Source organism: Siphonobacter sp. SORGH_AS_0500 (assembly GCF_002838835.1).
GTDB lineage: Bacteria > Bacteroidota > Bacteroidia > Cytophagales > Spirosomataceae > Siphonobacter.
Window position 1 is genome coordinate 238743 of record NZ_NHPP01000004.1, and the last position, 15033, is coordinate 253775.

Consider the following 15033-nt stretch of genomic DNA (forward strand, 5'->3'; position numbering starts at 1 on the left):
AAGGATGACGACGGTATATATCAAAAATATGGTTTGCGACCGCTGTAAAATGGTGGTGCGGCAAACGTTCGAATCGCTGGGAATGAAGCCCGAGCGGGTCGATTTAGGTGAAGTTGACCTTGCCAATGGCGTGTCTGATTGGGAGGTTCTTCAAACGCACTTAGAAAGCTTGGGCTTTGAGTTGCTGGAAGATCGGCGTCAGCAGTTAGTAACCCAGATGAAGCGATTGATGCTCGAATACATCAGTCAACCGGGACGGGCTAGGCTAAACATATCCAGTTACTTATCAGAAGAGCTGAACCGGGATTACAGTGCCTTAAGTAAGCTTTTCTCAGAGCTGGAAGGTCTGACTATCGAGCATTATCTGATACGGCTAAAGATTGAAAAGACCAAAGAGTTACTGACCTATAATGAACGTAACCTCAGTGAAATCGCGGATTTACTAGGGTACAGTAGCGTTGCTCATTTATCCAATCAATTCAAAAAAGTAACCGGGGTAACCCCCAGTCAGTTTCGGCAGGGCCATCAGTCTACCCGCCAGTCGCTGGATCAGATTTGAAATTGTAGACACGCGATTGATTGCGTCTAGTAATAAGACAAGGTTAAAGAGAAACGAACCGAGTAACAAACAGTAAAAGCCATGAAAAACCTACTGATAACTGCCTTGCTATCTGGCTTATCCGTAACCTCGTATGCTCAGCATGAGCATCACCAAATGCAGGCGGATACGACCAAACCCAACCATGAAATGTCGCATGAAGGTATGAATCACGAACACCACGAAGGTCACCCTTCGATGACACATTCGTATTCGCTGAGTTTACCAATGAATCGAAATGGATCGGGAACGGGCTGGCAGCCGGATGCTACGCCGTTGTATGCCTGGATGAAACATCAGTCGAAATGGATGTACATGGTTCACGGAAGTGTTTTTCTGAGGTATACGGGTCAGAATATAAACAATCCGGGCAAACGAGGGCAGGCGAGCCGATTATCAGCTCCGAACTGGGTAATGGGGATGGCCCAGCGGCCCGTAGGTAAGAATGGGTTATTCACGGCTTCGTTGATGGTATCGCTGGATCGTTTAACCGAAGGAGGTGGAGGTTACCCCTTGTTGTATCAAACCGGAGAAAGCTGGAAAGGAAGTCCTCTGATTGACCGTCAACACCCACACGATTTAATTTCGGGACTGACCGTCGGTTATACCCAGCGATTAAGTGCAAAAGTTGATATTTCGGGTTATGTGGGTTACCCGGGTGAACCAGCTTTGGGACCCGTGGCTTTCATGCACCGTTTTTCCTCCATGAATAACCCCGATGCCACCCTGAGTCACCACTGGCAGGATGCTACGCATATTACCTTTGGCGTAGCGACGCTGGGGGTTCGGATTGGTCAGGTAAAGCTGGAAGGGTCCAGTTTTACGGGTCGGGAACCGAATGAAAATCGATACAATTTCGATAGGCCTCGTTTTGATTCGTATAGTTACCGTGTTTCCTGGAACCCATCTATGCATTGGTCTTTGCAGGCTTCCCGGGCTTACATTCATTCACCCGAAGGATTGCATCCTGAAGAAAACGTCAATCGAACCACGGCTTCGGTTCAGCACGTGATTCCAGCCGGAAAGAATAGCTGGGTTGCTTCGACGGCTTCCTGGGGGTATAACCAGTCGGGAGATCATCATAACGAACATTCAGCTTTGGTGGAATCAAACTGGCAGCATGAGACCTGGGCGGTCTATGGGCGTTATGAATTTGTTCAGAAATCAGCCGAGGAGTTAGTTTTGCCTACCAGTCTGATTTACAACGTCAATGCTCTGAGTTTAGGATATAATCATCAAGTAGCCCAGATGGGAAAATTATGGCTAGTAGCGGGTGTGCAAGGCACTGTTTTTTTGCAGGATAAGGCATTGAATTCGTTATACGGATCAACGCCCTTAGCCGGGCAGGTTTATCTGCGACTGATGCCGACCCGGTTAAAAATGTAAGATTCATTTTCCAACCAAATCCTTGATTGCTATGAATAGGGAAGCCTGTATCGAGGCCTGTCTGGCCTGCGTAAAAACCTGTGAAGCCTGCGTTACCAATTGCGTAACCAAATCCGGGCACGAAATGGATCGTACGAAGTGTATTCAGTTATGCCGGGATTGTGCGGAAGTTTGTACCACCTGTGCTCGCTTGTGTGCCCGTGACTCAGACTTTGCTTTGGATATGTGTCGAATGTGTGCGGAAGTATGCAAAGCCTGTGCGGAAGAATGTGAAAAACACGCCACTCACGGCGATGAAGTATGTGCCCGTTGTGCCGAAGCTTGCCAATACTGTGCCGAAGTATGTGAAAATATGGCAGTTGCTGCTTAATTGATGGGTTTAAATAGGGTTTGATTGTTTGAGGTTTGAAAATATTGAGTGACTAAACATTTTCAAACCTCAAACTTTTCAAACCTCATCTAACTATCAACCTCAAACGTCTCAAACTTTTTCAACCCATTTTAAACTTTTAAAACTCCCTTTATTGTTTCATTACTAACCAATCAAAAAATCATGGTAAAATCTCTGGTATTAAGTTTCTGTTTGCTCCTTAGCGGAATGGTTTGGGCGAAGGACGAGCCTAAAACGGTGAAAATTAAAACTTCAGCCATTTGCGGCATGTGCAAAGCTCGAATCGAGAAAAATCTGGGATTTTCGAAAGGCGTGAAAGATGCCAACCTGGATTTGAAGGACAAAGTAGTAACCGTAACCTACGATGGTAAGAAGACCGACGAAGCTCAGATCATCGAAACCATTACAAAGACGGGTTACGACGCAAACGCAGTTCCTGCGGATCAGAAAGGTTACGATAAATTACCCGCCTGCTGCAAGAAGGACAGCAAAATGAAACATGAGTAATTAGTGTTCGGCGGCCGTCGCTACGGTTTGCCGTTTACTGGGTTCAGTTATATAGCCAAAAAGGTTCGTTTCACTCTAGAAACGAACCTTTTATTATGTAGAGACGCGACTTTATCGCGTCTGGGTAGAGGCGGTTTATGTTGCTGATTGGGATTTGTAATCCAGAACCATTCTGTTAAGGATCTGTGATCATTGCGATTGTAAATTCCCGGCAGATGGCTTTCGGATTGCAAATCCGAAAGAGCGGTCACTGTAAAGTATTATTCGACCAAATGGCCGGAAAACTGGGCCGAGTTATCCAGAATTTTTCCGCCTCTTCTAAATCCTAGACCGCAGCCTTCTCCGGCAAAAAACACGCCAGCCTGATAGCGATTCCCCTGAGCATCGGCGGGAAATTCGGTATATTCCTGATAAATAACCGGCTGCTCGCCGTATTCACCTTCCGCCTGTTCGGAGACGGCTCCGTTTGTATCCAGAATTTCAACATTTGCTCCTTCGCGGCCAAACAATACTTTCCGAACGGATGGTTTTCCAGTGGGAGCCTGCTCAGTGGTGGGTAATAACAAAGGGTGATTCGGGTAAAGCTCCCATAACACTTTCAGGATTGCTTTCGACTGAAACAGTAAAGTATAAGCTGGGTTAATAATCACCGTTTTCCGATTTTTTACCATCTGAGTTAATAGATCGGCCAAATCGGGCTCGTCCCAGGCGATGTATTCCCAGGGAACGAGCTTGAACCAGAAGTCAAATTTCTCGAACGTACCATTCTGAGGATTTTGGCGGAATAATCCTTCGCTGGGGGAGAATTCCACTTCGTCTACATACGCATATTCAATGTCAAAGCCGGCTTCGCGGGCGGCTTCTCCGATGACCTGCACGTTCGCATCATCCTCGGGCGTATCCCGCATGGAAGAGATCAATAGGGTAGGCGTAAGGTCGGAGTTGAGGTTCCGAAGAATTTCGAAATTCTCAACCAGCGATTCGTACAAGGTATTAAACTGAGCCGCTTCATCCAAACCATTGGCCTTTAAATGGGCCCACTGCACAATGCCCGTTTCAGGAATGCAGGTAGCAGTGTCGGCGTTAAATTCAATGAGTTTAATGGGTAAACCACTAATTCCACCCGCCAGGTCAAATCGTCCGTACAGATGCAAATGGCGGTCATCATTCCAGGACAATTTCACCAGATCAATCAGGTTTTCGGGAATGCCGAGTTCTGCAAAGCGATGCTGATCAATGACGGCCTGTCCGGCTTCGACGAACATTTCATAAAGATCATTCGCCGCGTCATAATAAGCCTGAGCTTCGGTCTGATTAACGCTGACTAATTCGTGGGTAAGGTAAGGCAGGGTATCGGAACCAAGCATCCAGTCCCAGCCAATCTGACGAAGCTGCGTTTCTGGTGAGGTTGGTAACGTTTTTATTTTGATCATGAATTTTTAGTTTTCAGTTTACCATTTTCAGTTGTCAATTTTATGAGGCTCAGAATTTTAACTGAAAATAGTAAACTGACAACTGAAAACTAAATCATCCTCCATAGCTTCGGCTGCGGCTTCCGCCGAAGAAACCACTGCGACCACTGGATGGACGGGAGGTTTTGACGATTCTGGTACTGCGGGAGCTTTGTACTTCCTGACGAACATCGTTGGAACGGCGAAAGGCACTGCTATTACTGTAAAAACGCGAGCGTTGCTGTTCTTCATCGGGACGGCCGTAGTATTGCTGATAGCGGCGGTTGTTGAGTGAGTTGGCTAGAAAATAACCCATTCCCCCAAAGCAGGGCACTCCCCAAGCCGCTATGTCCGGCGTGATACTGAGGGTTATTCACTACTTCCCGGTCAATTAAAGCCTTGGCCGACTGGGCATTTAAAGTATCCCGGTGCCCGTCGTAATACCGGACAATTGCCTGACTGCTGTCTGCCGCTACGGACACTTCGTCCGTAATTTTAAATTCTCCCGGACTTGTTTCAGTAATGTACGTACGTACGCCTTTACTAAACGTGGTTTCTCGTTTTTCCTCGTATTGTTGTTCATTAGAGCCGCCGCAACCCTGAAGGGCAACTGAGCCCGTCAGAAGAGCCAGAGCGATGGTGCTGCCAATGGTAATGTCTTTGGTTTTCCTAACAAAACTTCCTTTTCGCGTGGGTGTCATGGATATAGATTTAGAATGATGGATGTAAAATTTTTCGATAGTTGTTCTTGAAAATGTATTACAAAAATGGAATTAATCCGCTCATAATTGGAAGAATGATTTAGTCCAGCGGTAAAAAATGACCCGCCTTACGGGCACTTTTCGTGATGAACTCCTGAAAAGTTAACGCATAAAACCGTTCTTTGTGTTCACATGAAAACCATGCTTGATTCACTTATTGAACGAATTGCAGTCCTACAATCAACGGGAGACGCTACTTATGTGGCAGGTCTTTTTCCTTCGCAGCGTCTCAAAAAAGAACTGAATTACCTTCGGGAAGATTCCAATATTTTCTTTACCGCCATTACCGTTTTTACACTTCAGGAAATCCGCTCTTCTTTGTCAGGGCGGAGCCAGCAAATCGTTGATGACATTACTGATAAGGCGGCTTCTACGTATCCCCTTTATCAGAATAAGCACGGTTTAGCGACGTATAACTTTTACCAGACCCAGCCTTCCCATCACTTCCCTAACGGTCGAATCATGCATCGGACGCAGCATTTTAAACTGCCTGATGATGTGGATGATACCGTCATGATTTACCTGATTACGCCGCGTTCGCAGGAAGAGCATCTGTGGCTAAAAGCGAAGTTAAGGCTCATGCCAATACGATCAAAGGCTTATCCAAAACCGGGCCTTTGGCATTTCGAAAGCAAAAAATTTACTCCACCTGGTTCGGGGAAAAAATGCCAATTGATTTTGACGCCAGCACCCTGTCCAATGTGATGCTCTGGGTTTTTCGGAATCAGTTACCGCTGGACGAATTCGATCAAAATGTGCTGGAATTCATTGCGTACAGCATCCGTTCGGGTGACTATCGGGAGCGACCCCTGGAGGTTTCAGCGTATTATGCGACGACGCCCTTGATCATGTATCATGTCGGTCGATTACTGGCCGAAGTCCCAGTGCTGAGTGATTGTAAGCCCCTTTTAATCCGGGATATGAAAGCCTGGAAATCCGAGACGTTCATGGATCAGCTCATGCTGGCGACGACGCTTTTACGGCTGGGCGAAGATCCGGGTGAGGTAATTCCAGCCCACTGGACATTTGAGACCCTACTGGAACAATCCCGGCATCATTACTTTTCTATCGCCCCTATTCTGAATTATTACCCGCAAACCCGCTGGTTAACCCACTGGAAATTAAGCCATATTAACTGGGAATGCCCCGCTCATTCGCTGGCTCTAGTGGCGGAGTATTTGGTTTTAAAACAGGGAATGGAGTAAGTTTTGAGTAGTTGATAGTTATTAGTTTAAAACACCGCTGCCAGCTTTTTCGCTGGCAGCGGTAGTATCCCCGACTCCTGAAAGTCTTAAGTCAAGACACTTAGTTTTCGGAAGTCGAATAGAAGAAATACTTACGCCAAAAATTGCTTCACATAATTTCTGGAAGTCAGAATGGCGGCCTGTACATCGCGAAGATTGCCTTCATAGGCTTTATCTTCCACTTCAATGACCACGGGGCCACGGTAACGAACGTCGGTAAGAGCAGCGAAGAAAGCCCGCCAGTTGACATCTCCCAGTCCGGGAAGTTTGGGTGAATGGTAGAGGGATGGATTTGCCATAATCCCTACTTCATTCAGCTTATCCCGATACACTTTTACGTCTTTCAGGTGAATATGATGCAGGCGACCCTTGAAGTCATAAATCGGACGAATCTCATCCATCATCTGCCAGATTAAATGGCTGGGATCGTAGTTCAGACCTAACGTCGGAGAGGGGATAATTTCAAACATTCGCTTCCAGATCGCGGGCGTAGTCGCCAGGTTTTTACCCCCGGGCCATTCGTCGTCCGTATACCACATCGGACAGTTTTCAATGCCGATTTTGATGTTATGCTCTTCCGCTTCTTTCACAATTGCGGGCCAGTGTTCGGCGTAGAGTTTTAAGTTTTCAGTAACCGTCAGCTTCGGATTCCGCCCAATAAACGTATTAACCACGGGCACTTTCAACTGAGCTGCCGCCCGGATGATTTTCTTGATGTGTTCGCGGTAATACTCCGCCTTCGCCGGATCAGGATCGAGGGGATTGGGATAATAACCCAAGCCTGAAATAGATACGCCGTACTCTTTCGTCCGGTTGTGAATATAGGCCACGGCCTGAGTATCCAGTTCATCCACGTCGATGTGCGTAACTCCGGCGTATCGGCGGGCTTCCGAGTTATCCTTGGGCCAGCACATCAGTCTACGCACTTAAAATCGTGCTGAGAAGCAAACTTTAATACGTTTTCAAGATTATAGTCTGGCAAAATAGCCGAGACAAAGCCGAGGTCAAGCATGGTAATTTAATTTTTAATGAGGAAATCAATTTTGAATGTTTGAGTGAGAGAGCAATGTTGAAGGAGTGAATGAGAGAAGGAGTGAATAGTTGTAGGAATTTGATTTATCATTCAGTCATTATGGTAAAACGCAACTGATCTTTTGAGATTTAAATGATTCCTTCATTCTATCCTTCACTCATTCAAAATTGACTCCGTCGAGCTGGTACCGATGCGTTGGACTCCCATTGCTTTGAGTTTTAGGACCTGCTCCAGCGTACGGATGCCACCCGAAGCTTTAACTGCAACGGTAGGGCCGATGTGATCCAGCATGAGGCGTAAATCGTGTTCGGTAGCCCCTTGTGATTCAAACGCTCCCGTTGAGTTTTTAACGTATCCAAACCCTGTGGATGTTTTCACAAAGGCTACTCCAACTTCCGTACATATTTCGCAGAGTTTAATTTTATAGGAATCGCGGGGTAAGAAATCGTTCTCGAAAATAACTTTAAGAATGGCTCCGTGAATGACACAAACGTCCTGAATGGCCTGAATTTCAGACTTTACGTACGCCCAGTCTTCACTTAATACTTTGCCTATATTCACGACCATGTCAATCTCCGTAGCTCCTTCTTCGCAGGCTTGAATGGTTTCGGCAACTTTTACCTGAGTGCTAGGGCTGCCATGGGGAAAGCCAATGACTGTACAGACCAATACGCTGCTGCCGGATAACCATTCGGCGGCTTTTTTAACCGCATACGGCTTGATACACACCGAAGCTACATCATATTGAATCGCTAATCGACAGCCTGCTTCCAGTTCCGCATCCGTAAGCGTAGGGTGCAGTAAAGCATGGTCGATCATTTTAGAAACGGACATGATTTTAATTTTGGATGAGAGAAGGAGGGAGTCAATGTTGAAGGAGTGAATGAGCGAAGGAATGAATGAGTAAATAATTTAAATCTCAAAAGTTAAGTTGCGTTTTACCACAATGCCTAGACGATAAATCAAATTCCTATTCACTCCTTCCATCCTTCAACATTGATTCTCTCCTTCATGATTGCCTATCAGCACTGATTTTTTCGATGATCTTTTCGGCGTGAATGCGGGAGTTTTCGATGAACCAGACGTGCGTATCCATACCGCCGCAAACAACACCCGCCAGATAAACGCCGGGTTTATTACTTTCCTGATTTTCGGGATCGTAGGAGGGATAACGTTTTTCGTCATCCGACAAAGTAATTCCAGAACCCGTGAGGAAATCGAAATTGGGTTGATAACCCGTTGCTGCTACCACAAAATCATTGGGGATGGTAACGAGGCCATCGGGTGTTTGAATATCAACTTCCGTTTCTCTAATTTCCATCAGGTTCGAATGGAAGTAGGCTTTGATTGAACCTTCCGCAATCCGGTTTTCGATGTCCGGTTTTACCCAATACTTCACCCGGCGACCAATTTCACCATCTCGAATGACCATGGTTACCTCAGCTCCTTTGCGGTACGTTTCCAGAGCGGCGTCTACCGAAGAATTGTTTGCACCGACCACCAGTACTTTCATTCCCGCATAAAAATGAGGCTCAGAATAGTAATGCGTTACCTTGGGCAAGTCTTCCCCCGGAATATGCATCAGGTTAGGTGTGTCATAAAAACCAATCGCAATGACTACGTTCGAAGTGAGATACGTTCCTTTGGAAGTTCGAACGATGTACTGACGATTTTCAAGGCCGTCTATGCTTTGCGTATGATCCTCAATCGCATCTACTTTCTCAAATAGCCTGATATGCAGCTGGTTGGACATCGCCACACGGCGATAATATTCCAGAGCTTCCGCCCGGGTTGGTTTGGCGTTGTTGGAAACAAAGGGAACGCCACCGATTTCAAGGCGGTCACTGGTAGAGAAGAAGGTCATATTGGCTGGGTAATTGTAAATCGAATTAACCAGACAGCCTTTTTCCAGAATGACGTATCGCAGACCTTTTTGTTTGGCGTGCAGGCCGCAGGCCAAACCAATGGGGCCGCCGCCGATGATGACTACGTCGTATAATTGATTATCTGCCATTTTCAAGAGAAGAACTAATGTAATAAGTCAACAGAGCATTTTGTTGGAAAGGTTCAAACGAAAATTAATTCAAACGTTCAATTTCCCGACGGATGTTTGCTCTGGCCTGAGTTTCGTACTGATCCTGAAAAAGATGCGTCTTGTAAATATTAGCCATAGCCAGAAATACATTCAGAATTTTCTTACGGCCATCGGCGTAAATAGCCTCAGGGATAGCTTGAAATTCGGTTCTTATTTTCTGGGCATAGGCATCATAGGCTTCGGGAGATTCTCCCAGAATCGCCAGATCAAAGTCCAGCAAAAAATCCAGATCGCTGTCTTCGGTATGATTGGCGTGCGTCTTCGTCGAAAGAATGTACTCGTAAATGGTACGAATGGATTCCGTACTTAAATCCGTTTTTGATAGCCATTCCTGAGCTCGTTCGGCACTCTGAAGTTCATTATTCGTGTAAAGAGGTTCGTAGATAACATCATGGAAGGCGATGCTCAGCAAAACAATATCCGGCTGGTGCAAATGTTCGCGGTGAGTTGAGAACAGGTCAAACATATGCTGGATATGCGTCCAGTTATGATACGGGCGAACGTCCGTATTGCTATAATATTGATCCAGAAAAGCCATTACCTTCTCGGCGTAGGACAGATCGGATACCGATTGCAAAAGTGCCTTCAATTCCTCCATAACTCAAACCTATAAAAAGTATGCGTTTACAAAATGATATAGGTTATAAAAAGCAAACGACTCGCGGGTAGGCGAGTCGTCTGAAGGATAGGGTCAACGCATAGGCTACTTAGCTTTAAGGCCCAGAATAACGTCCATTTCTTTTGTCTTAACAGTGGTAAGATCAACATTCTTTTTTTCTAGAACTGCGAAACCTAAGACATAAGCAAGAAAATTTTCATTATTAAGTTCTAGATATTTTTCTGGACTTTTAGAAATATCCAATTTTTCTCCTAAGAATAGCTTTAAAGTTTGTCCATCAAGGCTAACAATTTTGAAACTAATATCTTCTTTATCGACAGTAACCTTTAAAATATTATCTGTAAGAGTCCATTTTCCTGTTTCTTTATCGCCGTTTTCGTCAGTGCCTACATACTCGCCATTTTCCTTTAATAGCATACCCGTAGAAGAGGCATCAGCATCACCATCTACCGAGTAAGTGTTACCGTCTACTTTTACATCAACGCTGTTTCCTACCCAATTTTTGTTAACCAGATCGGATTTTTTGATGGGATTAGAGGCATCTTTGTTATCTTTTGAACAACTAACTAAAGTGAAGATTGAAATAAATAAAAGGATGGTGGAAGATCGTAAAAAATTCATGGTTAGGATGAGTTTATAATGGTTGAGGTGGCAATATGCAATTTGTTTTAATGAGTGTGCAAGTCAATTTTAAAAATTCATGAAATTATAATATAAACCGATGTATGGTTATCTTTAGGTAAGAGCCTAGATGGTTGTTCAGGAATAAAGTAAAATATTGAGCTACCCTTACTTATCATTCATGATTATTATAGCGATTAAGCTATTTATATAAGTTAATAATTGTGTAGCTAACTATATAAATTGGTAGTCAATATATATTAGGTTAATTGTTTTATAAAAAATATCATAAGCGAACTAAAAACTAGTTAAAAAATATTATCGCCAAATAGGATATCGTAAAAAGAAAATTTAATAGGCTCAAGTACTGTATCTAATCCTGTACCAAAAGGGATAACCCCTGTAATTGATTTTTGTAAAAAGCGATAATCAACGAAACTGTAATTTGGATAATAATAAGTAATATCTTTAATTATTTTAGATGTCCATGTGTGCTCCAGCTCCGAAATATTTTCTCGATGAAACGGCCCAAATGATTTCTTTCCATAATTATTTACTAAAGGTGCCTCATTGACAGTATATCTATAATCAGCTTCAGAAGTAAAGCTTTCAGTTATGAATACAGTAAAATAGGAAGACATTAGAGAAACAGAAATATTTATATAAGAATCTTGATATATTCTGTTATTTGATGATGAATAAAACTTTAAAGCCATTTTTAAACTTGGCTCTTGATAATAAGATAGATCTAAAAGCTCGAATTGGGGGAAGTCATTGTGAATAGCGTGCTTAAATAGGTTCCAATCCTTGGGGCCACTGTGACCATCTATAAGTGTATTGATTTTTTCCTCTACAATCTGCTCAAGTTTAGAATAGCCTATATACCTATCTCTATAAAAGGGTAGACCGATTGGGTAATATTTACTTATAGCCTCTAATAAAAGAAATGCTAAGTTAGCTTGATTGGATGATTCCATGGTTACTAAATAATTGTTAACTTGGACATTCAATATATTGTAAAGGCTCAAGTTAATAATTATTTAGTAACCATACTGAGCATTATTGATTTTTATACTTTCATTGCCCAATATCATTTGCATGAATTAAATAGGGTGATAAAAATGAATACAAAAATTGAAAAAAGATTTATCTTAGAATTGATTTCATAACTTGTAAAGCTTATAAGCCAAGGTTTAAATATTTATCTAATGAGTGTAAAGTGGATATCTACATATTGTATATAATACTAAGAAAGAAAAGAAAGTATTTTACTGACTCTTTCTGTATGTTTATAGCTACTGTAGTATTAAAGATATTTGTCTTATTATCAATTAATTATATGTAGTTTGTTTTGTACAATGGGTAAAACAATTCTAATGGCAACAAAAAAGTGGTATTAATTAAGTGCATAAAAAAAGCCGCTTCCCTGCGACAGGGAAGCGGCTTTTTTTTATGCACTTAATTAATCTTATTGAGCAATTAAACCAGCCCGGCGTAACATGGCATCGGGTTGAGGTTCGCGGCCCCGAAAACGTTTGTAGAGTTCCATGGGCTTCTCAGTACCTCCTTTCGATAAGATGTTATCGCGGAAAGATTTAGCGACTTGTTTGTTGAAAATACCTTTCTGTTTGAAGAGATCAAAAGCATCCGCATCCAGTACTTCACTCCACATGTACGAGTAATAACCGGCTGAATACCCCCCCGCAAAAATGTGAGCAAACGCTGGACTAAGGGCCGTACCTTCCACAATTGGGTATACTTCCGTCTGAGCAGCTACTTCTGCTTCTACCTGTGCCACCGTTTTTCCGCTGGGAACTTGTCCGTGCCAGGCCATGTCGGTCAGGCCGAGGTTAATCTGACGAGCGGTACCTACGCCAGCCATGAAGTTGGAAGAAGCTTTCAGTTTCTCAATATATTCCTGCGGAATAACTTCTCCCGTTTGGTAGTGCTTGGCAAAGAGTTTCAGTACTTCTGGTTCAAGGCAGAAATTCTCCATGAACTGACTGGGTAACTCAACGAAATCCCAAGAGACACTGGTTCCGCTCAGGGCGTCATACTTCACGTGTGAGCTCATGGCGTGTAGGGCATGACCGAATTCGTGGAAAAGTGTTTCCACTTCCCGGAAAGTCAGTAAGGAAGGCGTCGTTTCGGTAGGACGGGTGAAATTACACACGTTCAATACGTGCGGACGAACGTCTTTCCCATTGGCAAAATGCTGCGAACGCGTGCCCGAATTCCAGGCTCCAGCCCGTTTGCCGGGGCGGGGGAAGTAATCACCGTACCAAATGGCTAATAACTGGCCTTTGTCGTCCAGAATTTCATAGGTTTTTACTTCTTCATTCCAGGTTGGAATATCTTTACGTTCCTTGAAAGTCAGGCCGTACAACTTATTCGTCAGCGTGAACAGACCCTCCAGAACGTTTTCAAGTTTGAAGTAAGGCTTCAGTAATTCGTCATTAATCGAGTACTTCTCTTTCTTCAGTTTTTCCGCGTAGTAACCCGCATCCCAACGTTGAAGAACGGGTTCAGCATATCCCTGTTTTCTGGCAAATTCAGTTAATTCCTTGATTTCCCGTTCGGCTGCGGGTTTGGCGTAGTTCAGCAGGTTTTTCTCAAACTCCATCACCTTCGCCGGATTTTCTGCCATGCGTTCTTCCAGCACGTAATCCGCCCAGGTTTTATAGCCTAGAAGCTTGGCTTTTTCGTAACGCAGCTTTACAATTTTCTGGATGATTTCCTGATTGTCGTTTTTGTCGCCTTTAAAACCGCGTTTATTATACGCTAACCAAAGTTCTTTCCGCAAAGCTGCGTCGTCGGCGTATTGCATGAACGGGCCGTAGCTGGGAGCCTGAAGCGTAAATACCCAACCTTCTTTATTCATCTTCTTCGCCGTTGCTTTGGCGGCTTCTTTTACGAAGTCAGGCAACCCAGAAAGACGTTTTTCGTCGGTTACCACAAGGCTGTATTCATTCGTTTCCGCGAGGTTATGCTCGTTAAACTCGATGGATAACTGCGATAACTCCTTATTAATTTCGCGAAGCTTGTTTTTGTCGGTTTCCGAAAGGTTCGCACCACTGCGGGCAAAACCCTTGTAGGTTTTCTCCAGCAACATCTGATCTTCCTTGTTGAGTTTCAGCTTGTCGCGTTCATCCCAGACGGCTTTTACCCGGGCAAAGAGCTTATCATTCAGCGAAATATCATTGCTGTAATCCGTTAACAGCGGCGAAGCTTCACGAACCGTTTTCTGGATTTCGGGTGTTGTTTCCGCACTGTTCAAGTGGAATAAAATGGGGGTTACGCGGCTTAGCAATTCTCCGGCATTTTCCAGAGCCACGATGGTGTTCTGAAAAGTGGGCTTTGCCGCGTTAGAAATGATGATATCAATGTCTTTCCGACCTTGCTTCATGCCTTCCTGAATGGCTGGGATGAAGTGTTCTACTTTGATTTTATCGTAAGCGGGCGTTTCAAAAGGAGTTTTAAACGCCTGTAAAAGAGGATTTTCTTCCATAGGTACAGACTTAACAGTAGCGTTAGGGCCCTGAGCGTGAATCAGCGAGGGACTAGCCGCCAGACTTAACAGCAGAGGGAGTTGTTTAAGTTTCATAGTCTATTGATGTTAGGTAAAACAAATAACGAATTTGCTAAGGAAACCGTGTTTTACCAAACCGCTCATGGAAAAAGCGGTAGACGGATTGACAAGTTATAGAGCTATGTTTGTATTCATTAATGAAAGAATAATCCAAAACACTCGTATCAGTTCATCTGATCTGATCGGTTAGTAACCTTATTTTTATGAGCATGAATCTCTTTTTGCTTCGCGTCAGTGAAGCACGTTTAAAAGATTATCAGCTTAATGGCAAAGTCAGTGAACGTAATCCATTAGTAGAAGATCTGGATCATGCCAGTACCATCTTTACAAAAGGAGAATTTACGAGCATAAAAAAATCCTGGGAAGGAATTGTGTTTTTGATGACTGGAAAGCCCTTTGAAGAAGCTTTAACCGAGCCATTTACTACGGTCATTACGGGTAGAAAATCCCTGGAAGTAGCATTGCCGACTGCAACAGTTGCCCCACGTTACCTGACGAGCACAGAGGTTATTCGGGCCCATCAGATGTTACGTTTAATCACGAATGAAATTCTGATGGATCGGTATAATGCAGGAGTAATGAATGATCTGGGTATTTATCCTGGAAACTGGGAAGCACCAGAAGCGAAAAGTTACCTTCTTCGGGGATTCGATCACCTGAAAGATTTTTACGTCGAAGCTGCCACTCAAAAGCAGGCAGTTATTATGTTTTTAGCCTAACAAAAAAGGTACGGCCCAA

General features: G+C 43.8%; 16 protein-coding genes and 1 pseudogene. 7 read left to right on the forward strand and 10 right to left on the reverse strand.

Going from position 1 to position 15033, the window contains the following annotated elements:
- Positions 1–4 precede the first annotated feature (4 nt).
- The 4 genes from BWI96_RS06405 (at position 5) to BWI96_RS06420 (ending at position 2882) form a co-directional block, all read left to right on the forward strand.
- The gene (locus BWI96_RS06405; RefSeq protein WP_106635852.1) at positions 5–559 is read left to right on the forward strand and encodes an AraC family transcriptional regulator; all 555 of its coding nucleotides are present in this window, start codon (positions 5–7) and stop codon (positions 557–559) included.
- A gap of 81 nt (positions 560–640) precedes the next feature.
- A complete protein-coding gene (locus tag BWI96_RS06410; protein WP_106635853.1) occupies positions 641–1984 on the forward strand; it encodes a hypothetical protein in 1344 nt (447 codons plus the stop codon).
- Positions 1985–2015: 31 nt separating this feature from the next.
- Positions 2016–2354: a four-helix bundle copper-binding protein gene (locus BWI96_RS06415; protein WP_106635947.1), complete on the forward strand. Its 339-nt coding sequence runs from the start codon at positions 2016–2018 to the stop codon at positions 2352–2354.
- A gap of 183 nt (positions 2355–2537) precedes the next feature.
- Positions 2538–2882 carry a heavy-metal-associated domain-containing protein gene (locus tag BWI96_RS06420; RefSeq protein WP_106635854.1) on the forward strand — a complete coding sequence of 115 codons (345 nt, stop codon included), beginning with the start codon at positions 2538–2540 and terminating at the stop codon, positions 2880–2882.
- Positions 2883–3142: 260 nt separating this feature from the next.
- Here BWI96_RS06420 and BWI96_RS06425 read toward each other — a convergent pair whose 3' ends face one another.
- Genes BWI96_RS06425 through BWI96_RS06430 form a run of 3 tightly spaced genes read right to left on the reverse strand, consistent with a single transcriptional unit; the run spans position 3143 to position 5034 of the window.
- On the reverse strand, positions 3143–4315 hold the full coding sequence (locus BWI96_RS06425; RefSeq protein WP_106635855.1) for a glutathionylspermidine synthase family protein: 1173 nt from the start codon (positions 4313–4315) through the stop codon (positions 3143–3145).
- A 57-nt stretch (positions 4316–4372) separates the two neighbouring features.
- On the reverse strand, positions 4373–4585 hold the full coding sequence (locus BWI96_RS23190) for a hypothetical protein (protein WP_369804089.1): 213 nt from the start codon (positions 4583–4585) through the stop codon (positions 4373–4375).
- Complete coding sequence (locus tag BWI96_RS06430; RefSeq protein WP_369804090.1) at positions 4582–5034, reverse strand: hypothetical protein; 453 nt, start codon at positions 5032–5034, stop codon at positions 4582–4584. The genes BWI96_RS23190 and BWI96_RS06430 overlap by 4 nt, the downstream gene beginning before the upstream one ends.
- A 201-nt stretch (positions 5035–5235) precedes the next feature.
- Between BWI96_RS06430 and BWI96_RS06435 the strand changes: the two genes are divergently transcribed.
- A complete protein-coding gene (locus tag BWI96_RS06435) occupies positions 5236–5799 on the forward strand; it encodes a hypothetical protein (RefSeq protein ID WP_198555157.1) in 564 nt (187 codons plus the stop codon).
- Positions 5760–6299 carry a hypothetical protein gene (locus BWI96_RS06440; RefSeq protein ID WP_157830242.1) on the forward strand — a complete coding sequence of 180 codons (540 nt, stop codon included), beginning with the start codon at positions 5760–5762 and terminating at the stop codon, positions 6297–6299. The genes BWI96_RS06435 and BWI96_RS06440 overlap by 40 nt, the downstream gene beginning before the upstream one ends.
- A gap of 131 nt (positions 6300–6430) precedes the next feature.
- Here BWI96_RS06440 and BWI96_RS06445 read toward each other — a convergent pair.
- The 7 genes and pseudogenes from BWI96_RS06445 to BWI96_RS06475 all read right to left on the reverse strand — a co-directional run bounded on the left by BWI96_RS06445 (position 6431) and on the right by BWI96_RS06475 (position 14310).
- Positions 6431–7350 (reverse strand): annotated as a pseudogene (locus tag BWI96_RS06445) (sugar phosphate isomerase/epimerase family protein).
- Positions 7351–7524: 174 nt separating this feature from the next.
- On the reverse strand, positions 7525–8205 hold the full coding sequence (gene deoC / locus BWI96_RS06450) for a deoxyribose-phosphate aldolase (protein ID WP_106635858.1): 681 nt from the start codon (positions 8203–8205) through the stop codon (positions 7525–7527).
- Positions 8206–8380: 175 nt separating this feature from the next.
- A complete protein-coding gene (locus BWI96_RS06455; protein WP_106635948.1) occupies positions 8381–9385 on the reverse strand; it encodes a YpdA family putative bacillithiol disulfide reductase in 1005 nt (334 codons plus the stop codon).
- A 64-nt stretch (positions 9386–9449) separates the two neighbouring features.
- Positions 9450–10064, reverse strand: coding sequence for a hypothetical protein (locus BWI96_RS06460; protein ID WP_106635859.1), 615 nt, complete (start codon positions 10062–10064; stop codon positions 9450–9452).
- A 105-nt stretch (positions 10065–10169) separates the two neighbouring features.
- On the reverse strand, positions 10170–10706 hold the full coding sequence (locus BWI96_RS06465; RefSeq protein WP_106635860.1) for a hypothetical protein: 537 nt from the start codon (positions 10704–10706) through the stop codon (positions 10170–10172).
- A 308-nt stretch (positions 10707–11014) separates the two neighbouring features.
- The gene (locus BWI96_RS06470; protein WP_106635861.1) at positions 11015–11683 is read right to left on the reverse strand and encodes a hypothetical protein; all 669 of its coding nucleotides are present in this window, start codon (positions 11681–11683) and stop codon (positions 11015–11017) included.
- A 491-nt stretch (positions 11684–12174) separates the two neighbouring features.
- Positions 12175–14310 (reverse strand): M3 family metallopeptidase, encoded by a 2136-nt coding sequence (locus tag BWI96_RS06475; RefSeq protein WP_369804093.1) that lies wholly within the window; start codon positions 14308–14310, stop codon positions 12175–12177.
- Positions 14311–14504: 194 nt separating this feature from the next.
- Here BWI96_RS06475 and BWI96_RS06480 point away from each other — a divergent pair, with 194 nt between their 5' ends.
- On the forward strand, positions 14505–15014 hold the full coding sequence (locus BWI96_RS06480) for a DUF1877 family protein (protein ID WP_198555158.1): 510 nt from the start codon (positions 14505–14507) through the stop codon (positions 15012–15014).
- Positions 15015–15033 lie beyond the last annotated feature (19 nt).

Bases quoted from the DNA above. Each gene is read 5' to 3' on its own strand.
- BWI96_RS06480 (WP_198555158.1), top strand. From the start codon at position 14,505: ATGAATCTCTTTTTGCTTCGCGTCAGTGAAGCACGTTTAAAAGATTAT.
- BWI96_RS06470 (WP_106635861.1), bottom strand. From the start codon at position 11,683: ATGGAATCATCCAATCAAGCTAACTTAGCATTTCTTTTATTAGAGGCT.
- deoC (WP_106635858.1), bottom strand. From the start codon at position 8,205: ATGTCCGTTTCTAAAATGATCGACCATGCTTTACTGCACCCTACGCTT.
- BWI96_RS23190 (WP_369804089.1), bottom strand. From the start codon at position 4,585: ATGAAGAACAGCAACGCTCGCGTTTTTACAGTAATAGCAGTGCCTTTC.
- BWI96_RS06440 (WP_157830242.1), top strand. From the start codon at position 5,760: ATGCCAATTGATTTTGACGCCAGCACCCTGTCCAATGTGATGCTCTGG.
- BWI96_RS06435 (WP_198555157.1), top strand. From the start codon at position 5,236: ATGCTTGATTCACTTATTGAACGAATTGCAGTCCTACAATCAACGGGA.
- BWI96_RS06405 (WP_106635852.1), top strand. From the start codon at position 5: ATGACGACGGTATATATCAAAAATATGGTTTGCGACCGCTGTAAAATG.
- BWI96_RS06455 (WP_106635948.1), bottom strand. From the start codon at position 9,385: ATGGCAGATAATCAATTATACGACGTAGTCATCATCGGCGGCGGCCCC.
- BWI96_RS06430 (WP_369804090.1), bottom strand. From the start codon at position 5,034: ATGACACCCACGCGAAAAGGAAGTTTTGTTAGGAAAACCAAAGACATT.
- BWI96_RS06460 (WP_106635859.1), bottom strand. From the start codon at position 10,064: ATGGAGGAATTGAAGGCACTTTTGCAATCGGTATCCGATCTGTCCTAC.
- BWI96_RS06475 (WP_369804093.1), bottom strand. From the start codon at position 14,310: ATGAAACTTAAACAACTCCCTCTGCTGTTAAGTCTGGCGGCTAGTCCC.
- BWI96_RS06420 (WP_106635854.1), top strand. From the start codon at position 2,538: ATGGTAAAATCTCTGGTATTAAGTTTCTGTTTGCTCCTTAGCGGAATG.
- BWI96_RS06415 (WP_106635947.1), top strand. From the start codon at position 2,016: ATGAATAGGGAAGCCTGTATCGAGGCCTGTCTGGCCTGCGTAAAAACC.
- BWI96_RS06425 (WP_106635855.1), bottom strand. From the start codon at position 4,315: ATGATCAAAATAAAAACGTTACCAACCTCACCAGAAACGCAGCTTCGT.
- BWI96_RS06465 (WP_106635860.1), bottom strand. From the start codon at position 10,706: ATGAATTTTTTACGATCTTCCACCATCCTTTTATTTATTTCAATCTTC.
- BWI96_RS06410 (WP_106635853.1), top strand. From the start codon at position 641: ATGAAAAACCTACTGATAACTGCCTTGCTATCTGGCTTATCCGTAACC.